21 protein-coding genes are annotated in these 20,283 nt (G+C 66.2%); 13 read left to right on the top strand and 8 right to left on the bottom strand.

Annotated elements, in window-relative coordinates; all coding sequences use genetic code 11:
* Position 1: 1 nt before the first annotated feature.
* Genes IE101_RS06930 through IE101_RS06905 form a run of 6 tightly spaced genes read left to right on the top strand, consistent with a single transcriptional unit; the run spans position 2 to position 6,923 of the window.
* Positions 2 to 877 (top strand): branched-chain amino acid ABC transporter permease, encoded by an 876-nt coding sequence (locus IE101_RS06930; protein WP_189633083.1) that lies wholly within the window; start codon positions 2 to 4, stop codon positions 875 to 877.
* The gene (locus IE101_RS06925; protein ID WP_189633082.1) at positions 874 to 1,806 is read left to right on the top strand and encodes a branched-chain amino acid ABC transporter permease; all 933 of its coding nucleotides are present in this window, start codon (positions 874 to 876) and stop codon (positions 1,804 to 1,806) included. Before IE101_RS06930 ends, IE101_RS06925 begins: the two co-directional genes overlap by 4 nt.
* The gene (locus tag IE101_RS06920) at positions 1,794 to 2,519 is read left to right on the top strand and encodes an ABC transporter ATP-binding protein (RefSeq protein ID WP_189633081.1); all 726 of its coding nucleotides are present in this window, start codon (positions 1,794 to 1,796) and stop codon (positions 2,517 to 2,519) included. The genes IE101_RS06925 and IE101_RS06920 overlap by 13 nt, the downstream gene beginning before the upstream one ends.
* Positions 2,506 to 3,201, top strand: a complete 696-nt coding sequence (locus tag IE101_RS06915; protein ID WP_189633080.1) for an ABC transporter ATP-binding protein — start codon at positions 2,506 to 2,508, stop codon at positions 3,199 to 3,201. The genes IE101_RS06920 and IE101_RS06915 overlap by 14 nt, the downstream gene beginning before the upstream one ends.
* The gene (locus IE101_RS06910) at positions 3,202 to 5,232 is read left to right on the top strand and encodes a hydantoinase/oxoprolinase family protein (protein ID WP_189633079.1); all 2,031 of its coding nucleotides are present in this window, start codon (positions 3,202 to 3,204) and stop codon (positions 5,230 to 5,232) included. It abuts the gene before it with no gap.
* Positions 5,229 to 6,923, top strand: coding sequence for a hydantoinase B/oxoprolinase family protein (locus IE101_RS06905; RefSeq protein WP_189633078.1), 1,695 nt, complete (start codon positions 5,229 to 5,231; stop codon positions 6,921 to 6,923). The genes IE101_RS06910 and IE101_RS06905 overlap by 4 nt, the downstream gene beginning before the upstream one ends.
* On the opposite strand, the gene dapD is transcribed toward IE101_RS06905, so the two are convergent.
* Positions 6,924 to 7,748 (bottom strand): 2,3,4,5-tetrahydropyridine-2,6-dicarboxylate N-succinyltransferase, encoded by an 825-nt coding sequence (gene dapD / locus IE101_RS06900; RefSeq protein WP_189633077.1) that lies wholly within the window; start codon positions 7,746 to 7,748, stop codon positions 6,924 to 6,926.
* 82 nt (positions 7,749 to 7,830) lie between these two features.
* Here dapD and IE101_RS06895 point away from each other — a divergent pair, with 82 nt between their 5' ends.
* Positions 7,831 to 8,652: an LOG family protein gene (locus tag IE101_RS06895; protein ID WP_189633076.1), complete on the top strand. Its 822-nt coding sequence runs from the start codon at positions 7,831 to 7,833 to the stop codon at positions 8,650 to 8,652.
* A gap of 5 nt (positions 8,653 to 8,657) precedes the next feature.
* On the opposite strand, the gene IE101_RS06890 is transcribed toward IE101_RS06895, so the two are convergent.
* Both IE101_RS06890 and rlmN read right to left on the bottom strand, forming a co-directional pair.
* Positions 8,658 to 9,863 carry a winged helix-turn-helix domain-containing protein gene (locus tag IE101_RS06890; protein ID WP_189633075.1) on the bottom strand — a complete coding sequence of 402 codons (1,206 nt, stop codon included), beginning with the start codon at positions 9,861 to 9,863 and terminating at the stop codon, positions 8,658 to 8,660.
* A gap of 40 nt (positions 9,864 to 9,903) precedes the next feature.
* Positions 9,904 to 11,085 carry a dual-specificity RNA methyltransferase RlmN gene (rlmN, locus tag IE101_RS06885; RefSeq protein ID WP_189633074.1) on the bottom strand — a complete coding sequence of 394 codons (1,182 nt, stop codon included), beginning with the start codon at positions 11,083 to 11,085 and terminating at the stop codon, positions 9,904 to 9,906.
* A 164-nt stretch (positions 11,086 to 11,249) separates the two neighbouring features.
* Here rlmN and exbB point away from each other — a divergent pair, with 164 nt between their 5' ends.
* Genes exbB through IE101_RS06870 form a run of 3 tightly spaced genes read left to right on the top strand, consistent with a single transcriptional unit; the run spans position 11,250 to position 13,303 of the window.
* Entirely contained in the window at positions 11,250 to 12,092 is an 843-nt protein-coding gene (gene exbB, locus IE101_RS06880; RefSeq protein ID WP_189633073.1) for a tonB-system energizer ExbB, read from the top strand.
* A 3-nt stretch (positions 12,093 to 12,095) separates the two neighbouring features.
* A complete protein-coding gene (gene exbD / locus IE101_RS06875) occupies positions 12,096 to 12,521 on the top strand; it encodes a TonB system transport protein ExbD (RefSeq protein WP_189633072.1) in 426 nt (141 codons plus the stop codon).
* Positions 12,518 to 13,303 carry a TonB C-terminal domain-containing protein gene (locus IE101_RS06870; RefSeq protein WP_189633071.1) on the top strand — a complete coding sequence of 262 codons (786 nt, stop codon included), beginning with the start codon at positions 12,518 to 12,520 and terminating at the stop codon, positions 13,301 to 13,303. The genes exbD and IE101_RS06870 overlap by 4 nt, the downstream gene beginning before the upstream one ends.
* Before the next feature lie 56 nt (positions 13,304 to 13,359).
* Here the strand turns inward: IE101_RS06870 and IE101_RS06865 are convergent, their stop codons facing one another.
* Complete coding sequence (locus IE101_RS06865) at positions 13,360 to 13,896, bottom strand: invasion associated locus B family protein (RefSeq protein WP_189633070.1); 537 nt, start codon at positions 13,894 to 13,896, stop codon at positions 13,360 to 13,362.
* 169 nt (positions 13,897 to 14,065) lie between these two features.
* Here IE101_RS06865 and IE101_RS06860 point away from each other — a divergent pair, with 169 nt between their 5' ends.
* Entirely contained in the window at positions 14,066 to 15,061 is a 996-nt protein-coding gene (locus tag IE101_RS06860; protein ID WP_189633069.1) for an asparaginase, read from the top strand.
* Positions 15,062 to 15,303: 242 nt separating this feature from the next.
* Positions 15,304 to 15,648, top strand: coding sequence for a DUF2794 domain-containing protein (locus IE101_RS06855; RefSeq protein WP_189633068.1), 345 nt, complete (start codon positions 15,304 to 15,306; stop codon positions 15,646 to 15,648).
* Positions 15,649 to 15,697: 49 nt separating this feature from the next.
* Here the strand turns inward: IE101_RS06855 and IE101_RS06850 are convergent, their stop codons facing one another.
* The 3 genes from IE101_RS06850 to IE101_RS06840 form a co-directional block, all read right to left on the bottom strand.
* Positions 15,698 to 16,531: a C40 family peptidase gene (locus IE101_RS06850; protein WP_189633067.1), complete on the bottom strand. Its 834-nt coding sequence runs from the start codon at positions 16,529 to 16,531 to the stop codon at positions 15,698 to 15,700.
* Positions 16,531 to 17,907, bottom strand: coding sequence for a leucyl aminopeptidase family protein (locus IE101_RS06845; RefSeq protein ID WP_189633066.1), 1,377 nt, complete (start codon positions 17,905 to 17,907; stop codon positions 16,531 to 16,533). Before IE101_RS06845 ends, IE101_RS06850 begins: the two co-directional genes overlap by 1 nt.
* Positions 17,908 to 17,971: 64 nt before the next feature.
* Positions 17,972 to 18,355, bottom strand: coding sequence for a hypothetical protein (locus tag IE101_RS06840; RefSeq protein WP_189633065.1), 384 nt, complete (start codon positions 18,353 to 18,355; stop codon positions 17,972 to 17,974).
* Between the two features lie 143 nt (positions 18,356 to 18,498).
* On the opposite strand from IE101_RS06840, the gene IE101_RS06835 reads away from it, so the two are divergent.
* Positions 18,499 to 19,146, top strand: coding sequence for a carbonic anhydrase (locus IE101_RS06835; protein WP_189633064.1), 648 nt, complete (start codon positions 18,499 to 18,501; stop codon positions 19,144 to 19,146).
* Positions 19,147 to 19,184: 38 nt separating this feature from the next.
* Here the strand turns inward: IE101_RS06835 and zapE are convergent, their stop codons facing one another.
* Positions 19,185 to 20,273 (bottom strand): cell division protein ZapE, encoded by a 1,089-nt coding sequence (gene zapE / locus IE101_RS06830; RefSeq protein ID WP_189633063.1) that lies wholly within the window; start codon positions 20,271 to 20,273, stop codon positions 19,185 to 19,187.
* Between the last annotated feature and the right edge of the window lie 10 nt (positions 20,274 to 20,283).

Here is a 20,283-nt window from a genome sequence, read left to right as displayed (position 1 = left end):
CATGGGAACCGGACCCCTTCTTCTTTTGGCCACGCTGGAAGGCACCGTCATGGCGGCGGTACTGGCGCTTGCGGCGGTCGGGCTCAGCCTCAGTTTCGGGGTGATGCGCGTCGTGAACGTGGCGCATGGCGAATTCTTCATGCTGGGGGCGGTCTTGGCCTGGGCCGTGGCGCAGGCGGTGCCTTCGGCGCCGCTGGGCTTTGTCGCGGCACTGGTGATCTGCCCGGTTCTGGTGGGGGCACTGGCCTATGCCATTGACGCGGGCCTGCTGCGGCGACTGAAACATGACCCCGAGGCGACCATCGTCGCCACCATCGGCCTGTCCTACATTCTGCAACAGGGCGCGCTGAGCCTGTTCGGCCCCGATGCCCGCCCGGTCGAGGCGCCCTTTACCCTGCGGCTGCAACTGCCCTGGTTCGGCTATTCGGGCTACAAGCTGTTCGTGGTGGTCGCCGCGGCGCTGGTGCTGCTGGCGGTCTGGTGGGTGATGACGCGCAGCCGCGCGGGTCTGGTGATGCGCGCCACCCAGATCGACCGCGCCACGGCCCGCGCCTTCGGCATCAACGTGGACCGGGTCTATGCCGGCACCTTCGCGCTGGGGGCGGGGCTTGCGGCGGTGGCGGCCGTGCTGATCGTACCGATCCAGCAGGCGCATTATCTGATGGGACATGACCCCCTGCTTCTGAGCTTTATCGTCGTCATCATCGGCGGGTTGGGCAGCATCCGCGGCACGCTGATCGCGGCGCTGGTAATCGGGCTGGCCGATGGCATCCTGTCGATGCTCTACCCCCCGACACTGGCCAAGATCTTTGCCACACTGGCCGTTGCGCTGGTGCTGGTCTTTCGCCCGCAGGGCCTGTTCGGGGCGCGGCCATGACGCGGGTTCTGGTCTTGCATCTGGCGGTGCTGGCGGGGCTTGCCGCCCTTGGCGCGGTGCTGCCCGCCTATCACCACGGCATGATGGCCCGCATCCTGATGCTGGCGGTCTATGCGATCGGCTACAACATCGCCTTCGGCTATACGGGTCTGCTCAGCCTCGGGCACGCCATGTTCCTTGGCGCGGGCATGATGGCCGCGGGGCTTTGGGTTCAGCAGGGCGGCAGTGCCGCCGCCGCGCTGGGGCTGGGCGCTCTGGCGGGTCTGGGGGCGGCTACGCTGACCGGGGTGCTGGCGCTGCGGACGGCGGGGGTCAGCTTCATGATCGTCACGCTGATGTTTGCGCAGGCCTTTTACCTGACGCTTCTCTATTTCGGCGCTATCACCGGCGGGGATGAAGGGTTCCCCCTGCCCGCCGCGGGGCGGCAGCTCATGGGGTTGGACCTGTCGCAGGACGGGCCGCGTTATGCCGTGGCACTGGCGATCTTTGCCGTGGCGCTGCTGGTGCAGCTGGCGCTGGTCCGGTCGCGCTTTGGCCGAACCCTTGTCGCCATGCGCGAGAATGAGGAACGCAGCCGCATGCTGGGCTACAACCCCTTCACCACCAAGCTGGCGGCGCTGGCGATTTCGGGCCTGTTTTCGGGGGTGGCGGGGGCGGGCTACGGGCTGCTGTTCGGCTATGTCGGGGCCAGCTTTGCCACCATCCAATATTCGATCCTGCCGATGCTTTATGTCCTTCTGGGTGGGGCTGGCACGACGCTCGGGCCGCTTCTGGGGGCGGTGCTGATGTTCTACCTGATCGACACGGCCTCCAGCCTGACCGAGCTGAGCCTGGCGGTGATCGGGGCGGCGCTGCTGTTTCTGGTGCTCTTTGCCCCCAAGGGGATACTCGGCACCCTGCGCGACCGGGGGATCAGATGGCTGCCGTAACCCTGCTGGAAGCCCGCGGCCTGACGCGCAGCTTTGGTGGGCTGCGGGCGGTGGATCATGTCGATTTCACGCTGAACAGTGGTGAAATCCATGCGCTGATCGGGCCGAATGGCGCGGGCAAGACCACCTTTGTCAGCCTGCTGTCGGGGCGCCTTCAGCCCGATGCCGGGCAGATCCGCTTTGACGGGGCGGATGTCACACGGCTGCCTGCCCATGCGCGGGTGGCGCAGGGGATTGCCTATACGTTCCAGATCACCTCGATCTATGCCGGGCTGACAGTGGCCGACAATCTGGCGCTGGCGGTGCAGCGCCACCCCACCCGCGATCTGGCAGGGGAAACCGCGCGGGCTGCGGCGCGCGTGGGACTGGGCGATCATCTGGGACAGGTCGCGGGGCTTTTGTCCTATGGCCACCAGCGCCTGCTGGAAATCGGCATGGGGCTGGCGCTGCGGCCACGGCTGCTGATCCTGGATGAACCGACGCAGGGCCTTGCCAATAAGGAAATCGAGGGCTTCACTGCGCTGATCCGCAGCCTTTTGCCCGAAACGACGGTGCTGCTGATCGAACACAATATGGATGTGGTGATGGCGCTTGCCGACCGGATTACCGTGCTGAACTTTGGCAAGGTCCTGGCCAGCGGCGCCCCGGCCGAGATCCGCGCAAACCGCGCCGTGCAGGATGCCTATCTGGGGGGCCATCATGCTGCGGATTGAGAGGCTGAGCGGCGGATATGGCCCGACCCAGGTGCTGCGCGATGTGACGCTGGAGGTGCCTGAGGGCGAGGTGACTTGCGTCATGGGCCGCAACGGCGCGGGCAAGACCACGCTGATGCGCGCGATCATGGGACAAATCACCCGCAGCGCCGGGCAGATCAGCTTGCAGGGCCAGCCCCTGCAAAGCCTGCCCGCGTATGAGGTGCCGCGGCAAGGCATCGGCTATGTCCCGCAGGGGCGGCGCCTCTTCGGCGCGATGACGGTGGCCGAAAACCTGGAAATCGGGTTGATGACCCGCGGCAAGGGCGCCCAGACACGCGAAACGGTGCTGGCCCTGTTCCCGCGCCTGCGCGAACGGCTGGATCAGGCCGCAGGCACATTGTCGGGGGGCGAACAGCAGATGCTGGCGCTGGCCCGGGCGCTGTGTCTCGACCCTGCGGTGCTGTTGCTGGATGAACCGACCGAAGGCCTGCAGCCCTCGATGATCCAGTTGATCCGCGACACGGTGACGACACTGCGGGATCAGGGGGTCGCAATCCTGCTGGTGGAACAACGGGTCGAGGCGGTGCTGAACATCGCCGACCGCGTGGCCTTCATGGAACATGGCCGAATGGCCGAAATCACCCCGGCGCAGGGCCTTGTCCCGGACGGGGCCATCTTTCAGCGATACGTGGGGGTCTAGATGGCAGGTCTGGTCGCGGGCGTCGATGTGGGGGGCACTTTCACCGATCTCGTGATCTTTGATCCGGTCTCAGGTCGTGTGACGCTGGCCAAGACGCCGACCACGCCTGACAATCAGGCCATCGGGGTGCTGAACGCCTTTGATACCGCCGAAACGGATCTGGCCGGGGTGGGGCTGATCGTGCATGGCACGACAACAACGACCAATGCGGTGCTGGAACGCAATTTGTGCCGCACAGGGCTGGTGACAACGGCAGGCTTCCGCGATGTGCTGGAACTGGGCCGCCGCACCCGACCGCAGCCCTATGGCATGACCGGCCGCTTCACCCCCGTCATCCCGCGGGACCTGCGCCTTGAGGTGCCCGAACGGATGGATGCCCAAGGCCGCGTCGTGACCCCGCTGGATGAGGCCGCACTGCACACGGCCCTGCAGGCGTTGCTGGCGCAGGGCTGTGAATCGCTGGTGATCCATTTTCTGCACAGCTACGCCAACCCCGCGCATGAGCTTCGCGCACTGGAAATCGCGCAGACGATCTGGCCCAATCCGCATGTGACGGCGGGGCATCGGCTGTTGTCGGAGTCCCGCGAATACGAACGCGGCGTGACCGCAGCGCTGAATGCGGCGGTGCAGCCGCTGCTCGGGCGCTATCTCAGCCGTTTGTCGCAGGATCTGGTCCGGCGGGGCTATGGTGCTGATCTGCTGGTGATGAACGGCAATGGCGGCATGGTCAGCGCAGCGCATGTGGCCGAAGAGGCGGTGAAGACGGTGATGTCAGGCCCGGCCTCGGGCGTGATCGCGGCCTGCCATACCGGCCGCCGGGCGGGAATTGAAAACCTGATCACCTATGACATGGGCGGCACCTCGACCGATGTGGCGCTGATCCGCGGCGCGCGGCCCCCCGTCTCGCACGAGATCGAGGTGGAATATGCCATGCCGGTCCATGTGCCCATGGTGGATGTCCGCACCGTGGGCGCGGGGGGCGGGTCGATCGCGCGGGTCGATGCGGCGGGCTTGCTGCGGGTCGGGCCAGAGAGCGCCGGGTCAGACCCGGGGCCGGTCTGCTATGGGCGCGGCGGGCAGCGAGTGACCATTTCGGACGCCAACCTGATCCTCGGCCGATTGCCTGCCGACCGTTTCGGCCGCGCCGCAGCCGCCGCGCGTCAAGCCATGCAGGATCAGATCGCCACCCCCCTTGGCCTGACGATCGAGGCCGCCGCCGAGGCGGTGCTGCGCATCGCCAACACCCATATGGCCGGGGCAATCCGGATGGTGTCGATCTCGATGGGGGCGGACCCACGGGATTTTGCGCTTTTTGCCTTTGGCGGGGCCGGGCCGCTTCATGCCGCAGATCTGGCGCGCGAACTGGCCATCCCCCGCGTGCTGATTCCGGCCCGGCCGGGTATCACCAATGCGCTGGGGTGCACCGTCGCCGACCTTCGGCATGATTTCGTCCGCACCATCAACCGACCGCTGGATCAGGTCGATCTGGATCAGGTGCACCAACTTTGGGCCGAACAAGAGGCGCGCGGCCGGGCCCTGATCGCAGCAGAGCGTGTCGCCCTGACCGGGACGCGCGCCGAATTCACCGCCGAGATGCAGTTCATCGGCCAGACCCATCTGCTGCGCGTACCGCTGCCCCACGGTCGGCCCAGCCGGGAAGATCTGCAACAAAGGTTCGAGGCCGCCTATCACGCGCGGTTCCGCGTCGATCTTCCGTCGATCCGGGCCAATCTGGTGAATATCGGCTGTTCCGTGATCGGCACGCGGCCCGAACTGGACCTTTCCTTACTGATCGACCCGGCGGGGCGCGGCCCCCTGTCCGCCGCCCGCATCGGAGAGCGTGCCGTCCGGTTCGAGGGGCGCCCGCATATCACCCCCGTCTACCGACGAGAGGCCCTGCCGCTGGACGCCCGTCTGGCTGGCCCCGCAGTGATCGAACAGATGGACACCACGACGCTTCTGCCCCCCGGCGACCTGCTGCAAGGCGATGCCATCGGCAATCTCGTTCTGACCATCGGAGGTGCAGCATGACGCTTGACCCCGTGACCCTGGCGGTTCTGCAGGCGGGCCTTCAGCAGGTCTGCGATGAGATGGACCTGACCTTTTCGCGCGCCGCCTTTTCCCCCGTCATTGCCGAGGCCGACGACCGGTCTGACGGCATCTATGCCGCGCAGGACGGCAGCCTGATTGCGCAGGGCGCACGGGGCCTGCCGGTCTTTGTGGGCACGATGCAGTTTTCGACCCGCCATCTGGTCGACCGCATCGCACGCGGGGAAACCGCCCCCCCTGAAGAGGGCGACATCTACATCGTCAACGACCCCTATCTGGGCGGCACCCATCTGATGGATGTGCGCTTTGCCATGCCGTTTTACCGGGCGGGGAAGCTGTGGTGCTGGTTGTCGAACACCGGACATTGGCCTGACACCGGCGGGGCGGTGCCGGGGGGGTTCAGCGCCTCGGCCACGGCGGCGGAACAGGAGGGGCTGCGCCTGCCACCGGTCAAGTTGTTCAAACGCGGCACGATGGACCGCGAAATCTGGCAGATCATCTGTTCGAACATCCGCGTGTCGGAACAGCGGATCGGCGATGTGACGGCGCAGGCGGCGGCCCTTCTGGTGGGGGCCGAACGGTTGGCCGCCCTGCTGGATCGCTACGGGGATGAAACCGTCACCATGGCGATTGCCGAAATCCGCGCCCTTGCCGCCCGGCAGATACGCAGCCAGATCGCGCTGATCCCGCCGGGCTGCTACCGGGCCGAGGCGCAGATCGACAGCGACGGCGTGGTGAACCAGCCGCTGACCATTGCGCTGACCGTCACCTGTGACGGAACGGGCCTGACCTTCGATTTCGCCGGCTCGTCGCCCCCCTGTCTGGGTCCGATGAATTCTGTCCGGGCGACAACGCTGTCATCGGTCTATCTGGCGATGCGACATATCTTTCCCGATGTGCCGATCAGCGCAGGGGCCTTTGATCCGCTGCAGATCACGGGGATCGAGGGCACCTTTCTGGATGCCCAATATCCGCGCCCGGTTTCGGGCTGCGCGGCCGAGGTCAGCCAGCGCATCGCCGAGGCGGTCTTTGCCGCGCTTGTGCAGGCCATCCCCGACCGTGTGACCGCCGCCCCGGCCGGAACCTCGGGCAACCTGTCGTTGGGCGGGCATGACCCGGAACGGAACCGCGATTATGTCATGTATCAGATCTCGGGCGGGGGGTACGGCGGCAATGCCGATCACGACGGTCTGACCAATGGCTGCTCGACCATCGGCATTTCCAAAGCCCCCCCGGTCGAGATCATGGAACAGACCTATCCCGTCCTCTATCGCCGCTATGCCCTGCATGAAGGATCGGGCGGGGCGGGGCGGCATCGGGGCGGCTTCGGGCTGGATTATGAAATCGAGCTTCTGCGTGGCACCGCACGGGCAAGCTTTGTGATGGATCACGGCCGCGCCGGGCCACCAGGGGCGCTCGGCGGGCGGCCCGGCGCCCCGAACCGGGTCGAGGTCTGGCGCGAGGGCGCGGTTTGGGTGCCGCCGCATCTGTCGAAGGCGCAGGACATTCCGCTGGCCCCCGGTGACCGGATCCGCGTCCGCACGCCGGGCGGGGGCGGATATGGCCCCCCGGACATGCGAAAGGCGGAGGCCATCACAGAGGACCTCCGCCTTGGTCGCATCACACCGGCCGCGGCCGCGCAGGATTACCCGCAGGCCCTGCCAGAGGACTGATCAATCGCGCAGCAGCTCGTTGATCGAGGTTTTCGACCGGGTCTGGGCGTCAACCTTCTTCACGATCACCGCGCAGTAAAGGTTGATCCCGTTCTTCGACGGCATCGAGCCTGCCACCACGACCGACCCGGCCGGAACTTCGCCATACATCACGGCGCCGGTTTCCCGATCGACGATCTTGGTCGATTTGCCGATGAACACGCCCATGCCAAGGACCGAGCCTTCACGCACGATGCAGCCCTCAACCACTTCGGAGCGCGCACCGATGAAGCAGTTGTCCTCGATGATGGTCGGGCCAGCCTGCATGGGCTCCAGCACGCCGCCGATGCCAACGCCGCCCGAAAGGTGGACGTTCTTGCCGATCTGCGCGCAGGACCCGACGGTGGCCCAGGTGTCGACCATGGTGCCTTCATCGACATAGGCGCCAAGGTTCACGAAGCTGGGCATCAGCACCACGCCCTTGGCGATGAAGGCCGATTTGCGGACGATGCAGTTCGGCACGGCGCGGAAGCCCGCCCCCTTGAACTCAGCCTCGCCCCAACCGGCGAATTTGCTGTCAACCTTGTCCCACCAGCTGCTGCCCTGCGGGCCGCCCGACTGCAGCTCCATGTCCTTCAGACGGAAGCCGAGCAGCACGGCCTTCTTGGCCCACTGGTTCACATGCCAGTCATTGCCGCGCTTTTCCGCCACGCGCAGGGTGCCGGCGCCAAGCGCTTCCAGCGTGGCTTCCACCGCATCGCGGGTTTCGCCCTTTGTCGCAGGGGTGATGCCATCGCGGGCTTCCCACGCGGCTTCAATGGCGGCTTCCAGTGCGGCGTTCGACATGGCACGTCCTTTCCTGTGGCGACGGATCGCGCGGAGGTATAGACGGGAGACCCGGTCCGCGCAATCGCCAGAGGATACCCTGATGAACGACGACAGCCGCAGCCATCCCTTCCGCGACAGTGTGCAGGACGTGGCCGCCACCCACCGGATCCCCGATACGCCGCAAACCCGCGCCCCGGCCTATCGGCTGGCCTTCACCGACAGCGATTTCCTGATGCGCGAGGAATTGCGCCCGGTGCGCCTGCAGCTTGAACTTCTCAAGCCGCAGATGATTCTAGATGAACGCGGCATCCGCTCGACCATCGTGCTCTTTGGTGGCGCGCGCATCCCCGCGCCGGACCGCGCCGAAACCGCCAAGACCCCGATGCTGGCCGAGCTGTCGAAATACTACGAAGAGGCCCGCCGCTTTGCCCGGATCATGACCGAGCGCAGCATGGAAAGCTATGGCCGCGACAATGTCATCGTGACGGGCGGCGGCCCCGGCGTGATGGAGGCCGGGAACCTCGGCGCGCATGAGGCGGGCGGCCAGTCCATCGGGCTGAACATCGTGCTGCCGCATGAACAGGCGCCCAACGCCTATGTGACGCCCGACCTGTCCTTCAACTTCCACTATTTCGCCATCCGCAAGATGCATTTCCTGATGCGGGCCAAGGCAATCTGCATCTTCCCCGGCGGCTTCGGCACGCTGGATGAGATGTTCGAAAGCCTGACCCTGATCCAGACCCGTCGCATGAAGCGCGTGCCGTTCCTGCTGTTCGGCCGCGATTTCTGGGACCGGATCATCAACTGGCAGGCCCTGGCCGAAGCGGGCACCATCAGCGCCGACGACCTGAACCTGTTCCAATATGTCGAAACCGCCGAAGAGGCCGTGGCCGCGATCGACGCTTTCGTCACCCCCTGCTGATCGGATCAGACCGGGTCGCACAGCCAGTCGGGCGCGAATTCGACCCGGTCCACCCCCGCCAACCGGGCGAGGCGGGCCAGTTCCGCCTCGAGCCGCGCCTGACGCTGGCGGCCAAAGCGGATGCCCCGTTCCGGCCAGAGCGCGCGGACACGCAGGCAGTTTTGATCCCGATGGGCCTTGGCGTCGATCCGCCCGATCAGCGCGGCCCCTTCCAGCAGCGGAAAGACGTAATAGCCATAGGTCCGCAGCCGTTCGGGCACGAAGACCTCGATCCGGTAGTGAAAGCCGAACAGGCGCTCGGCCCGCTTGCGGTCGCGCAGCGCCGGGTCAAAGGGCGACAGCACCCGAAGCCGCGCCGGGGGTTCAGGCGGCGGGTTCTCCCAGAGGCCGGGCCGGGCCAGATGGCGGCGCAGGCTGCCATCGGCATTTTCCACCATCACCGGGCAAACCTCGCCCCGCGCCTGCGCGGCCTCGGCCCAGGCGCGGGCCTCATCGGGGGTGACGGCGTTCCAATAGGCAGCAATCTCGCCCGTGGTGGCAAAGCCCAGCCGGTCCAGCGCCGTAGTGCAGGCCCAATCGAGGGTCGCGGCCGCATCGGGGGCAGGGCCGCGCCAGGCCGCGGGGATCACCCGTTCGGTCAGGTCATAGACCTTGCGGAACCCCTCGCGCCGCGTAACGGACAGCTCGCCCACCCGCCAAAGGTATTCGAGCGCGGCCTTGGACGGATGCCAATCCCACCAGCCACCGGACCCGCGCGCCTCGCCCTCGCCCACCTCGGCCGAGGTGACGGGGCCATGATCGGCGACGCGGGCCAGAACCTCATCGAATTTTTCGTGGAATCCGGCGCGCTGCCAGCCCGTCCAGCGTTGCACCAAGCGCGCCCGATCCCGCGCGAAGCGATGCTGCCAATACGGAAACAGCGCGACGGGCAGGATGCTGGCATCATGCGTCCAATGTTCGAACAGGGCGCGGTCATGTTCCAGCAGCCGGGCCAGATCCTGCGGCTGATAGCTTTGCCGCCGCGACCACAGGATCATGTGATGCGCCCGCGCGACGGTGTTGATGCTGTCCACCTGGACAAAGCCGATGCGGTCGATCAGCGCGGCCAGATCAGCGCCCTTGGCCGGGCCGGTCGGCGGCTCGGCCAGGGCGTGGCGGTCCAGAAAGATCCGCCGGGCGATGTCATTGGTCAGAACGGGAACTGCGGTCATCCCCGCTGGGTAACAGCCGCAGCGCCCCGTGCAAAGCGGATCAGAGCCCGGCTTCCGCCTCAATCTCGGCGCGCGACTTGCGGGCACGTTCGGTGGCAGATTTCAGCTGACCGCAGGCAGCCATGATATCCTCGCCGCGCGGGGTGCGGATGGGCGAGGCATAGCCCGCCTTGTAGATGATGTCGGCAAAGGCCTCGATCCGCTCCCAGTCCGACCGCACATAAGGCGCACCGGGCCATTCATTGAAGGGGATCAGGTTGATTTTGGCCGGGATGCCCGCGATCAGCTTGACCAGACGGCGCGCGTCGGCATCGCTGTCGTTCACATCCTTCAGCATCACATATTCAAAGGTGATGCGTTCGCTGTTCGACAGGCGCGGGTATTCGCGCAGCGCGTTCAGCAGCGTTTCGATGTTCCACTTCTTGTTCACCGGCACCAGACGGTCGCGGACCTCATCGGTGGTGGCATGGAACGACACCGCCATGAGACAGCCGATTTCCTCGGCGCAGCGGGCGATTTCAGGGACCACGCCGCTGGTGGACAGGGTGATGCGGCGGCGCGACAGGCTGATGCCTTCGCCGTCCATCACCACCTTCATGGCGTCGCGGACATTGTCGAAGTTATAGAGCGGCTCGCCCATGCCCATCAGCACGACGTTGGAGACCAGCCGGGTTTCATCCTTGGGGGCGCCCGGCACCGGCCATTCGTCCAGATCGTCGCGCGCGACCATCACCTGCCCCACGATCTCGCCCGCGGTGAGGTTGCGGACAAGCTTTTGCGTGCCGGTATGGCAGAAGGAACAGGTCAGCGTGCAGCCCACCTGCGAGCTGATGCAAAGCGTGCCGCGCGTCTCTTCCGGGATATAGACGGCCTCGACCTCATGCCCGCCCGCGATGCGCAGCAGATATTTGCGGGTGCCATCCATCGACACTTGTTTCGACACGATTTCAGGCACTTCGATCACGAAGTTTTCGGCCAGAAGGGCGCGGTAATCCTTGGCCAGATTGGTCATCTGGGCAAAGTCGCGCACGCCCCAATGGTAGATCCATTGCCAGATCTGCCCCACCCGCATCTTGGCCTGCTTTTCCGCCGTTCCAGCCGCCATCAGCGCCTCGCGCAGCTGGTCGCGCGTCAGGCCGACGAGGTTCGTCTTGCCGCCTTCCGGCAGCTTGCGCGGAATGGTCAGCACGTCCTGGGTGATCGGGGCGTTGGGGGCGGTCATGGCACGGATTCCTTCGGGTGAAGGGGGTCCATACAGCAAAACAAGGGATTTGCCAAAGGGGGAAAGGGAAATTCGCCGTGAAGGATTTTGGGGCTGTGCATTTCCGACAATTTCAGTATACATCCCGTGAATCAAAGTAAAACTGTCGGAAATAGAGGATCGCCATGCGGACCCCCTTCCTCCTCGTCCTAGCCGCGGTGATGATCTGCGGCAGCGCATTGGCGCAACCCGCACCGCCCGCACCGGCCCAGACGCCTGCAATCACCGCGCCTGTGGCTCCTGCCCCCCCGGACCCGGTGGTGCAGGCCGCACCCTTGCCCGAGGCGCATGACCTTTCGCCGCTGGGCATGTATCGCAAGGCCGATTGGGTGGTGAAATCGGTGATGATCACGCTGCTCGTCGCCTCTTTCCTGACCTGGACGGTCTGGCTGTTCAAAACGGTCGAACTTGCGCTGGCGCGATGGCGGGTGCGCCGCGCGGGCCGGGCGTTGCGCGGGGCCGAAACGCTGGCCGCCGCCGCGCAGGGCCTGCCACGCCGGGCTGACCCCGCAACCTTCATGGCCCGCGCGGTATTGGAGGAATACAGCCGGTCCGACGCCGCCCTGCCCCAAGCCGGGGCCGAAGGGGTGAAGGAGCGCGCGGCCTCACTCGTGGCGCGGATCGAGGGGCAGGCGCTGGCCCGGCTGCGCCGCGGCACGGGTATTTTGGCGACGGTGGGGGCGGTGGCGCCGTTCGTGGGTCTGTTCGGCACGGTCTGGGGCATCATGAACGCCTTCATCGGCATTGCCGAAACCAAGACCACAAATCTTGCCGTTGTCGCCCCCGGCATTGCCGAGGCGCTGTTTGCCACCGCAATCGGCCTTGTCGCGGCGATCCCGGCGGTCGTGATCTACAATCATTTCACGCGCGCCATTGGCGGCTACCGGATGCATCTGCAGGATGCCGGGGCCGCGGTGCTGCGCCTCTTGTCGCGCGACATCGACTTTCGCAAGCTCAGGGGGGCGTGACCCATGGCCGGAGGATTGCACGCCGAGGCCGCAGATGACGATCTGCCCGAAGCGCATGAGATCAACGTCACCCCCTTTATCGATGTAATGCTGGTGCTGCTGATCATCTTCATGGTGGCCGCGCCGCTGTCGACGGTCGATGTGCCGGTCAACCTGCCGCAAGCCGGGGGCGCCGCGACGGACCGGCCAGAGGCGCCGGTCTATGTCACCTTGCAGCCGGATCTGACGCTCTCGGTCGGGAATGATGCGGTGGCGCGGGGCGATCTGGCGGCGCGGCTGCAGCAGGCGACGGGCGGCAAGCCCGATACGCGGCTGTTCCTGCGGGCCGACGCGGCGGTGCCCTATGGCGCGCTGATGGAGGTCATGGGCCTGATGCGCGATGCAGGGTTCACGCAGGTCGCGCTTGTCGGGCTGGAGGCCGCGCCATGACCGACTGGTCCGACCACCTGAGCCGCAGCCGCCGCTCTCTGGAACCGCTGTTCTGGGTTCTGGCCGCAGCGACGGTGGCAATGCTGGCTGCGGCAAGCGCGGCGCTCGCGCTCTGGCTCGACCCCGAATTCGGGCAGAAGGATGCCGAAAGCCGGGTCGTCGTCATCGACCTGACAACCCTGCCCCCGGTCGAGATGGTGGCGGCCGAGCCACCGCCCGCCCCCCTGCCCGACCCGGTCCCGCCCGAGCCGGAACCCGAAGTTCAGCCAAAGCCCCCCGCGCCAGATCCTGAACCCGCACCCAAGCCTGTGGTCAAACCCGTCCTGAAACCGGACGCCCAGCCCCAGTCCGAACCGAAGCCCAAACCCAAGCCGGACCCCGAACCCGCGCCCAAGCCCAAACCAAAGCCGGACCCGAAACCGAAGGCCGAAAAGAAGCCGGATCGCAAACCGACCCGCAAAGCCGAAGCCCCGGCCGCCAGGGTGGCGGCGGCCCCGGTGCAAGGATCGGCCCAGGCCAGCGCCATGGCGAAATGGAAGCGCAAGGTGCAGGGGCAGATGGCCAGCCATGTGAAACGCACCCGCGCGGGGGCGAAGGCCAAGCTGGTGCTATCGGTGCAGATCGATGGTGCGGGGCGGATGATGGCAGTCTCGGTCCGCCAATCCAGCGGCGATGCGGGGCTTGATGCCAGAATCGCCGCCCATGCCCAGGCGCGGGGGTCGGTGGCCGCCCCGCCAGATGGCAAGGGGACGACGCTGATCCTGCCCATCACGCTGGGCTGACCCAAAGCAAAAGGCCGCCCCGAAAAGGCGGCCTTTGATCCATGCGGACCGTCAGGTCACTTGCAGCGCTTGGCCGCGTCTTCCATCGCCGCAGTGAAGCCCCGCAGCGAGAAGGTGTCGGCCGTCTGCGTGCCCTTGCCCGAACGGGCAGTCAGAACGGCGGTGGAGCCCTTCTTCAGCGCGGCCATGATCTTGGCGTCATCCTCGGCGCTGCCCGACCAGGCAAATTCGCCTTCGGTGAACAGCTCGAACGAGGTGCCATCGACATTGACGTTCACGGTCGAGCCGCTGGCGAAGGGATAACCGCCGGTGAAGCTGACCTCACCCGTCCCGCCAGCCCCGGCGCGGAAGGTGATGAACAGCAGGATGTCGCCACGGCGCACCGAAACCGGCTGACCGTCCTTGGTGTTCACCGTCTGCTTCGGGCTGGACACGCCCCAGCATTCCTTGGGGGTTCCATCCTTGGGTTCGGTGAAGACGGACCAATCGGTCATCACCGCAACCTGATTGGTGGATTCCTGCGCCATCGCTCCGGTCGCGGCCACAAGGGCGAGCGCGGCCCCGCCGAGGGTGCGTGCGAGAAGGGATGTCATATGCGTCAGCCTCCAGCTGAAGATGCCTCTGTCTGCCCTGCACGGCGCCGGTGGACCCGGCTTTTCTGTGGCAGGACGGAATTCAACCCGATATCCCTGCATATCAGGAAAATGGCAAGCCGCGAAAGCCACGTGGGCAGAGAATCGCGCAACTGTGACGGGGTCTGGAATGGCAAATGCTGTGCCGATGGTGGAGTTGTGGCGTGGAGAGCTGCTGGAAAGCACGCATCAGGGCCATGCGGTGATCTGCAACGGGCAGGGTGAGATCACGGCCGCCTGGGGTGATCCCGGGCGGGTGATCTTTCCGCGGTCGTCCTGCAAGATGCTGCAGGCGCTGCCGCTGGTGGAAAGCGGGGCGGCCGATGCCGTGGGGCTGACACCCGCGCAGCTGGCGCTGTCTTGCGCCAGCCATCAGGGCGCGGCGCTGCATGTGGGGGCGGTGCGCGACTGGCTGACGGGCCTGGGGTTGGCCGAAAGCGATCTGCGCTGCGGCAGCCATGAACCCTATGACCGCGCCGAACGGGATCGCCTGATCCGGGCCGAAGAAGGCCCCTGCCAGTATCACAACAATTGTTCGGGCAAACATGCGGGCTTTCTGACCTATAGCCGCCATATCAAGGCCGGTCCCGAATATGTCGATCCCGATCACCCGCTGCAGCGGGCCATCCGCGCGGCCTTTGAGGAGGTGACGGGCGAAACCAGCCCCGGCTTCGGCATCGACGGCTGTTCTGCCCCGAATTTCGCTACCACCGTGGCGGGCCTCGCGCGGGCAATGGGCTGGTTCGCCGCAGCGCGCGAAACGGGCGACGCGCGGGCAAGGGCGGCGCATCGCCTGACCCGCGCCATGGCGCAATTCCCAGATTTCGTCGCCGGCGAGGGCCGCGCCTGCACCGAGCTGATGCGGGCGATGGAGGGGCGCGTCGCGCTCAAGACCGGGGCGGAGGCCGTGTTTGTCGCCATCCTGCCCGAGCAGGATCTGGGGATCGCGCTGAAGATCGAGGACGGCAGCACCCGCGCGTCAGAGGCGGCGATTGTCGGGCTGCTGGTGCATCTGGGGGTACTGGACCCGGATCATCCGGCTGCGCGCAAACGGCTGAATGCAGTGCAGCGCAACTGGCGCGGGATGGAGACGGGCATCGTGAAACTGGCACCCGGCTTTTTGTGACGCCGCAAAGAGAACCGGCCCCCGTCTTGCGACGGGGGCCGTCCGGCGAGCAGAGCGCCCCAGCAGCACAGGCTGGGTGGGGGCAAAGATCCGCACCGCCGGGGTCACTCGCTACCTTTTCAGGATGCTGCGGCAAGGTGGCAAAATTGCGCCGCGGATTCGGTATTTCGCAGGTCTTTGGGCGGCTGCATCGTGGCGGGCATGGTGTTGATTTGGCCGCAGGTTGGTGTCAGCATTGAATTATGACCATCGTGCCACCGACCCCCATTCCCTTCCCCTCACCCGATGAGGTGGTCAGTTTCCAGCGGCAGGAACTGGGGCTGATCCTGTCGGTTTATGGCCGGATGGTCGCCGCCGGGGAATGGCGCGATTACGGGATCGCCGCGATGAAGGATGTGGCAGTGTTCTCGATCTTTCGCCGCACGGCCGAGGTGCCGATCTATCGCATCGAAAAGCGCCCCAAGCTGAGGGCACGGCAGGGCATCTATGCGGTTCTGGGCGAAGGCGGGCAGGTGCTGCGCCGCGGGCATGAGCTTGACATCGTGCTGCGCGTGTTCGAGCGCAAGATGATCCGGCCGATCGACTAGGGCAGGTCAGGACAGGCCGGGGGCTCTGCCCCCGGACCCCCGGGATATTTCAGCCAAGATGAAAGGGCAGGCGGCGGCGCGCTGTCACCGGTCCATCGCCTGCGGCAAGGATGCGGGCAATGGCGGCGGGGATGTCCTCTTCGATCACCGCCATGGCGGCGCCGGTGGCGTGGATCATGCGGTCGGCCGAGAGGGCGATGGCGACATGGCCCTTCCAGAACAGCAGATCATTGCGCTGGAGCGGGGCTTCGGCGGGGATTTCGCTGCCGCAGGCCGCCTGAAGGTCGCTGTCACCGGGAATCTGGAAACCGCAGGCGCCAAAAGCGATCTGGGCAAGGCCGGAGCAATCGATGCCAGCGCGGCTGTTGCCACCCCAGAGATAGGGGCTGTGCAGGAAGCTTTGCGCCACGCTGGCCGGGTCGCTGTGGTGGCTGCCCAGCGGCTTCAGGTGGCTGGAGGGGACAAAGCCGTCGAGCGTTTCCGACCAGCTGCCGCTCTGGCCGATGACCTGGAGCTGCGCGCCCATGAAGAGCGGTGCGACGGTGGCGCATTGCACCTTGGGGCCGGTCAGCAAGTGGGTGCCGGGGGTTGCGACCCAATGGGTGGCGGGGCGTGGGGCTGCGATCTGATCGGCGCGCAGATAGCCGCAGAACCCGTCCTTTGCCGCCTGCAGGAAGCACCAGCCCTGGTGGCGGTCGATGAGGGTGACGGCCTCGCCCCACAGAAGCTGGCGGTCGCGGGCGCCTTCGGGGGCTTTCAGCAGATCGGCCACCGGTACGGCGACGCGGGCGGCTTCGCCATCGGTGAAGCTTGCGGCCTCGACCTTGCCGTGCAGGTGACGCAGGGCGGCGCGGCCATTGGCGGGGGTGAGGCGGCGGTCCATCAGAGGCCCAGCATCTCGGGCAAGGCCAGAAGCAGCGCCCGGGCGCCCTGCCCCACGCCCCCCTTGGGACGGGCAGGGGCATCCGACGGCGTATGGCCATAGATATCGAAATGCATGTAGCGCGGATGATCGGCAAAGCGGCGCAGGAAGAGCGCGGCTGTGATCGACCCGGCAAAGCCATAGCCCGGCGCATTGTCGAGATCGGCAATTCCCGGTTCGATCACGGGTTCATAGGCGTCATGGAAGGGCAGGCGCCAGACCGGATCGGCGCCCGCCGCGGCCCCGGCCTCCAACGCGTGGGCCATGGCGGCATCATCGGTATAATAGGGCGCAAGATCGGGCCCCACCGCCACGCGCGCCGCCCCCGTCAGGGTGGCCATGGAGATCAGCACCTCGGGGCATTCCTCGGCCGCCCAGGCCAGCGCATCGCCCAGCACAAGCCGCCCCTCGGCATCGGTATCATTGACCTCAACCGTCAGCCCCTTGCGCGAGCGGAGGATGTCTTTCGGGCGCATCGACCGGCCCGAGACACTGTTTTCCACCGCCGGCACGATGACACGCAGCCGCAGGGGCAGGTTCAGCGCCATGATCATCTGCGCCAGCCCCATCACCGTGGCGGCCCCGCCCATGTCCTTTTTCATCAGCTGCATGCCGGAGGAGGGCTTGAGGTTCAGCCCGCCCGTGTCGAAGCAGACCCCCTTGCCCACCAGTGTCAGGCTTGGCCCATGGCTACCCCAGCGCAGAGACAACAGGCGCGGCGCGCGGTCCGATCCCTTGCCCACGGCATGGATCATCGGGAAATCGTGTTCCAGATCAGGGCCGGAGATGACCTGCGTCGCGGCGCCAAAGCGTTCGGCCTGCGAGAGGAACGCCGCCTCCAACTCTGCCGGGCCGAGGTCTTGCGCGGGGGTGTTGATCAGATCACGGGTCAGATATTCCCCCGCGGCCATGGCCAGAACACGCGCCTCATCCACGCCATCCGGGCATTTCAGGCCGGGCAGCACCTTGGCCGCGGGTTTGTAGCGGTCAAATCGGTATTGGGCGAGCAGCCAGCCCAAGGCGGCCTCGGTCGCCGTTTCGGCCGGAAGGCCCACAAAATGCCAATCACCCGCCGGCAGGGCCGCAACCGCCTTGGACAGGCCGAACCGCGTGCGGGCGCGGGCCTTGGCGGTGCCGTGGCCGATGACGGCGCCCTCCACGGTGCCCCCGGCCCCCGGCAGCAGCGCCACCTCGCCCAGGGCGGCGGCAAAGGCGCTGTCGCGCAGCCAAACGGCGGTTTCGACCGGAAGGCTGTCCAACCAGCCCTCAAGCCCGTCTTGCGGCACAACATAAAGCGGGCGCGAGGGGCTGGCGGGGTCGGCGAAGCTGGGGGTCATCACGGGTCTCCTTCGGAATGGGCAGAGCCTAGCCCATTCACTGCCACCCGCAAGGCCCGCCGCGTCAAACCGACTGGTCCAGCAAATTGCGATCAATCACCAGGGACCGTTCCGCCACCCGCAGCAGCCGCGCCCAGATTGCGGCAAAGGCCGTGTCGTCACGCCGATCAAGACAGAGCCGCAAATCCCCCGCAACCTGCGCGAGGCTGATCAACCCCAACTGATCCGACATGCGCTGCAGACGCCGCAGCGGTCGTGCCAGATCCTGCATTTCATGTGCGCGGACCTGTGCTGCAAGCCCCGACATGGTCAGTGCGAGTTCCCCCAGAACCCGCATGATGATCTGTTCCGCCTGCGCGGTGCCGAGATCCCGGTAAAGCGCCGCGACCGGTTCGGCGTTCTGGCGCAGCTGATCCTTCGGTCGCAAGACCGTTACCCTTTTCATCATTGTCACACCCAACCCACTGGATTCACCCGTCCGCCATGCTGAAACGGCAGGCTGAAGAATTCGTTGCCGCCGGGCGAAGAAACCGCTCGAATTTTCTGCGATTGCACCCTATCACGGGCGCAATCTGCCTGACGGAGGACTCGATGGACCACGCCAGACCGCTGCCCAACTATCTGGTCAGCCGCTACAACGGTTTCCGCGCCACCACCTACCATGACAATAAGGCCTGGTATCGGCGACTGGCAGAGCTGGGTCAGCACCCGCGCGCCATGATCATTTCGTGCTGCGATTCCCGGGTTCATGTCACCTCGATCTTCGGGGCCGATGAGGGCGAGTTCTTCATTCACCGCAATATTGCAGGACTCGTGCCACCCTATAGCCCCGATGGCGGCAATCACGGCACCTCGGCCGCGGTGGAATATGCGGTCACGGCGCTCAAGGTCGCACATCTCATCGTGATCGGCCATTCCAACTGCGGGGGCGTCAAGGGCTGCGACGACATGTGTTCCGGCAATGCCCCGCACCTGCTGGAAAAAACCAGCTTCGTGGGCCGCTGGATGGATATCCTGCGCCCCGGCTATGAGCGCATCGCCCATCTGCCCGACGCCGACCGCGCTGCCGCGTTGGAGAAAGAGGCGGTCATGGTCAGCCTTGAGAACCTGATGACCTTCCCCTTCGTGCGCGCGGCAGTCGAGGCCGAAGACCTGACGCTGCACGGGCTGTGGAACAACATCGGCGAAGGCGTGCTGGAACAATACGACGGCGCCAGCAAAGGCTTCGTCGGGGTCTGACACGATGGCCCCCGGTCCGGGGGGCGAGGCACGGCGGGTCAGGCCCGGTCCTGACCCCAGGCGGCATCCTGCATTTCCCGAAGGCGGCTGGCTGTGCGCTCAAACTCAAACGCGCCGGTGCCTTCGGTGTAAAGCCGTTCCGGCACATCGGCCGCCGAACAGATGAGCCGGACCTTGCCTTCGTACAGCGCATCAATCAGCGTCACAAACCGCTTGGCCTCATTGTAGTTTGAGGCTGAAAGTTGCGGAATATCCTCAAGGATCAAGACTTTGACCGCCTGTGCGATGGCCAGGTAATCCGCAGCGCCCAAAGGCCGGGCGCAGAGATCCCAGAAGGTCGCGCGGGCCACGCCATTGGCGAAATGCGGCAGCTCGACCTCGCGCCCATTCACCGGCAGGCGCAGAACCTCGCCCACGGTGCCGCCGGACAGATCGGCCCAGATGTCGTTGATCGCCCGCCCCACCTTGCCCGCCGGATGGAAATAGACCTGCGCCCCCTGCAGCCGGTGCTGGCGATAGTCATTCGGGCTTTCCAGCTCATGCACGATCAGCTTGTCGCGCAGGAAATCGATGAAGGGCAGAAACAGCGCGCGGTTGAGGCCGTTCTTGTACAGATCCTCGGGCGGGCGGTTCGAGGTGGTGACGATGACCACCCCCTGATCCATCAGCATCTGAAACAGCCGCCCCACGATCATCGCATCGGTGATGTCGGTGATCTGCATTTCATCAAAGGCAAGCAGGCGGATTTCCTTGGCCACGGCATCGGCGACGGGCCGCAGCGCATCATCCACACCCCGCTGCCGGGCGGCGTGCATCCCCTTGTGGATTTCCTGCATGAAGGCATGGAAATGCACGCGCCGCTTTTGCGGCATGTCCAGATGTTCGACAAAGAGGTCCATGACCATCGATTTGCCGCGCCCCACGCCCCCCCAGAGGTAAAGCCCCTTGGGGGGTGCCACCGGCTTGGCGAAAAGCCCCGCAAACAGGCCGATCTTGCGCCCGGCGTTCTGTTCCAGCCAGCCGCGCAAGCTTTCCAGCAGGGGAAGCACGGCATGTTGTGCCGGGTCGGGCCGCAGGCGGCCTTCGGCCACGCGGGCCTCATAGATCTCGATCAGGGTCTGTCGCATGCCTTTGTAT

Source organism: Gemmobacter lanyuensis, from assembly GCF_014652355.1.
GTDB lineage: Bacteria > Pseudomonadota > Alphaproteobacteria > Rhodobacterales > Rhodobacteraceae > Gemmobacter > Gemmobacter lanyuensis.
Note: the sequence above shows the minus strand (reverse complement) of the source record. Positions and strands in the feature narration are given on the sequence as shown.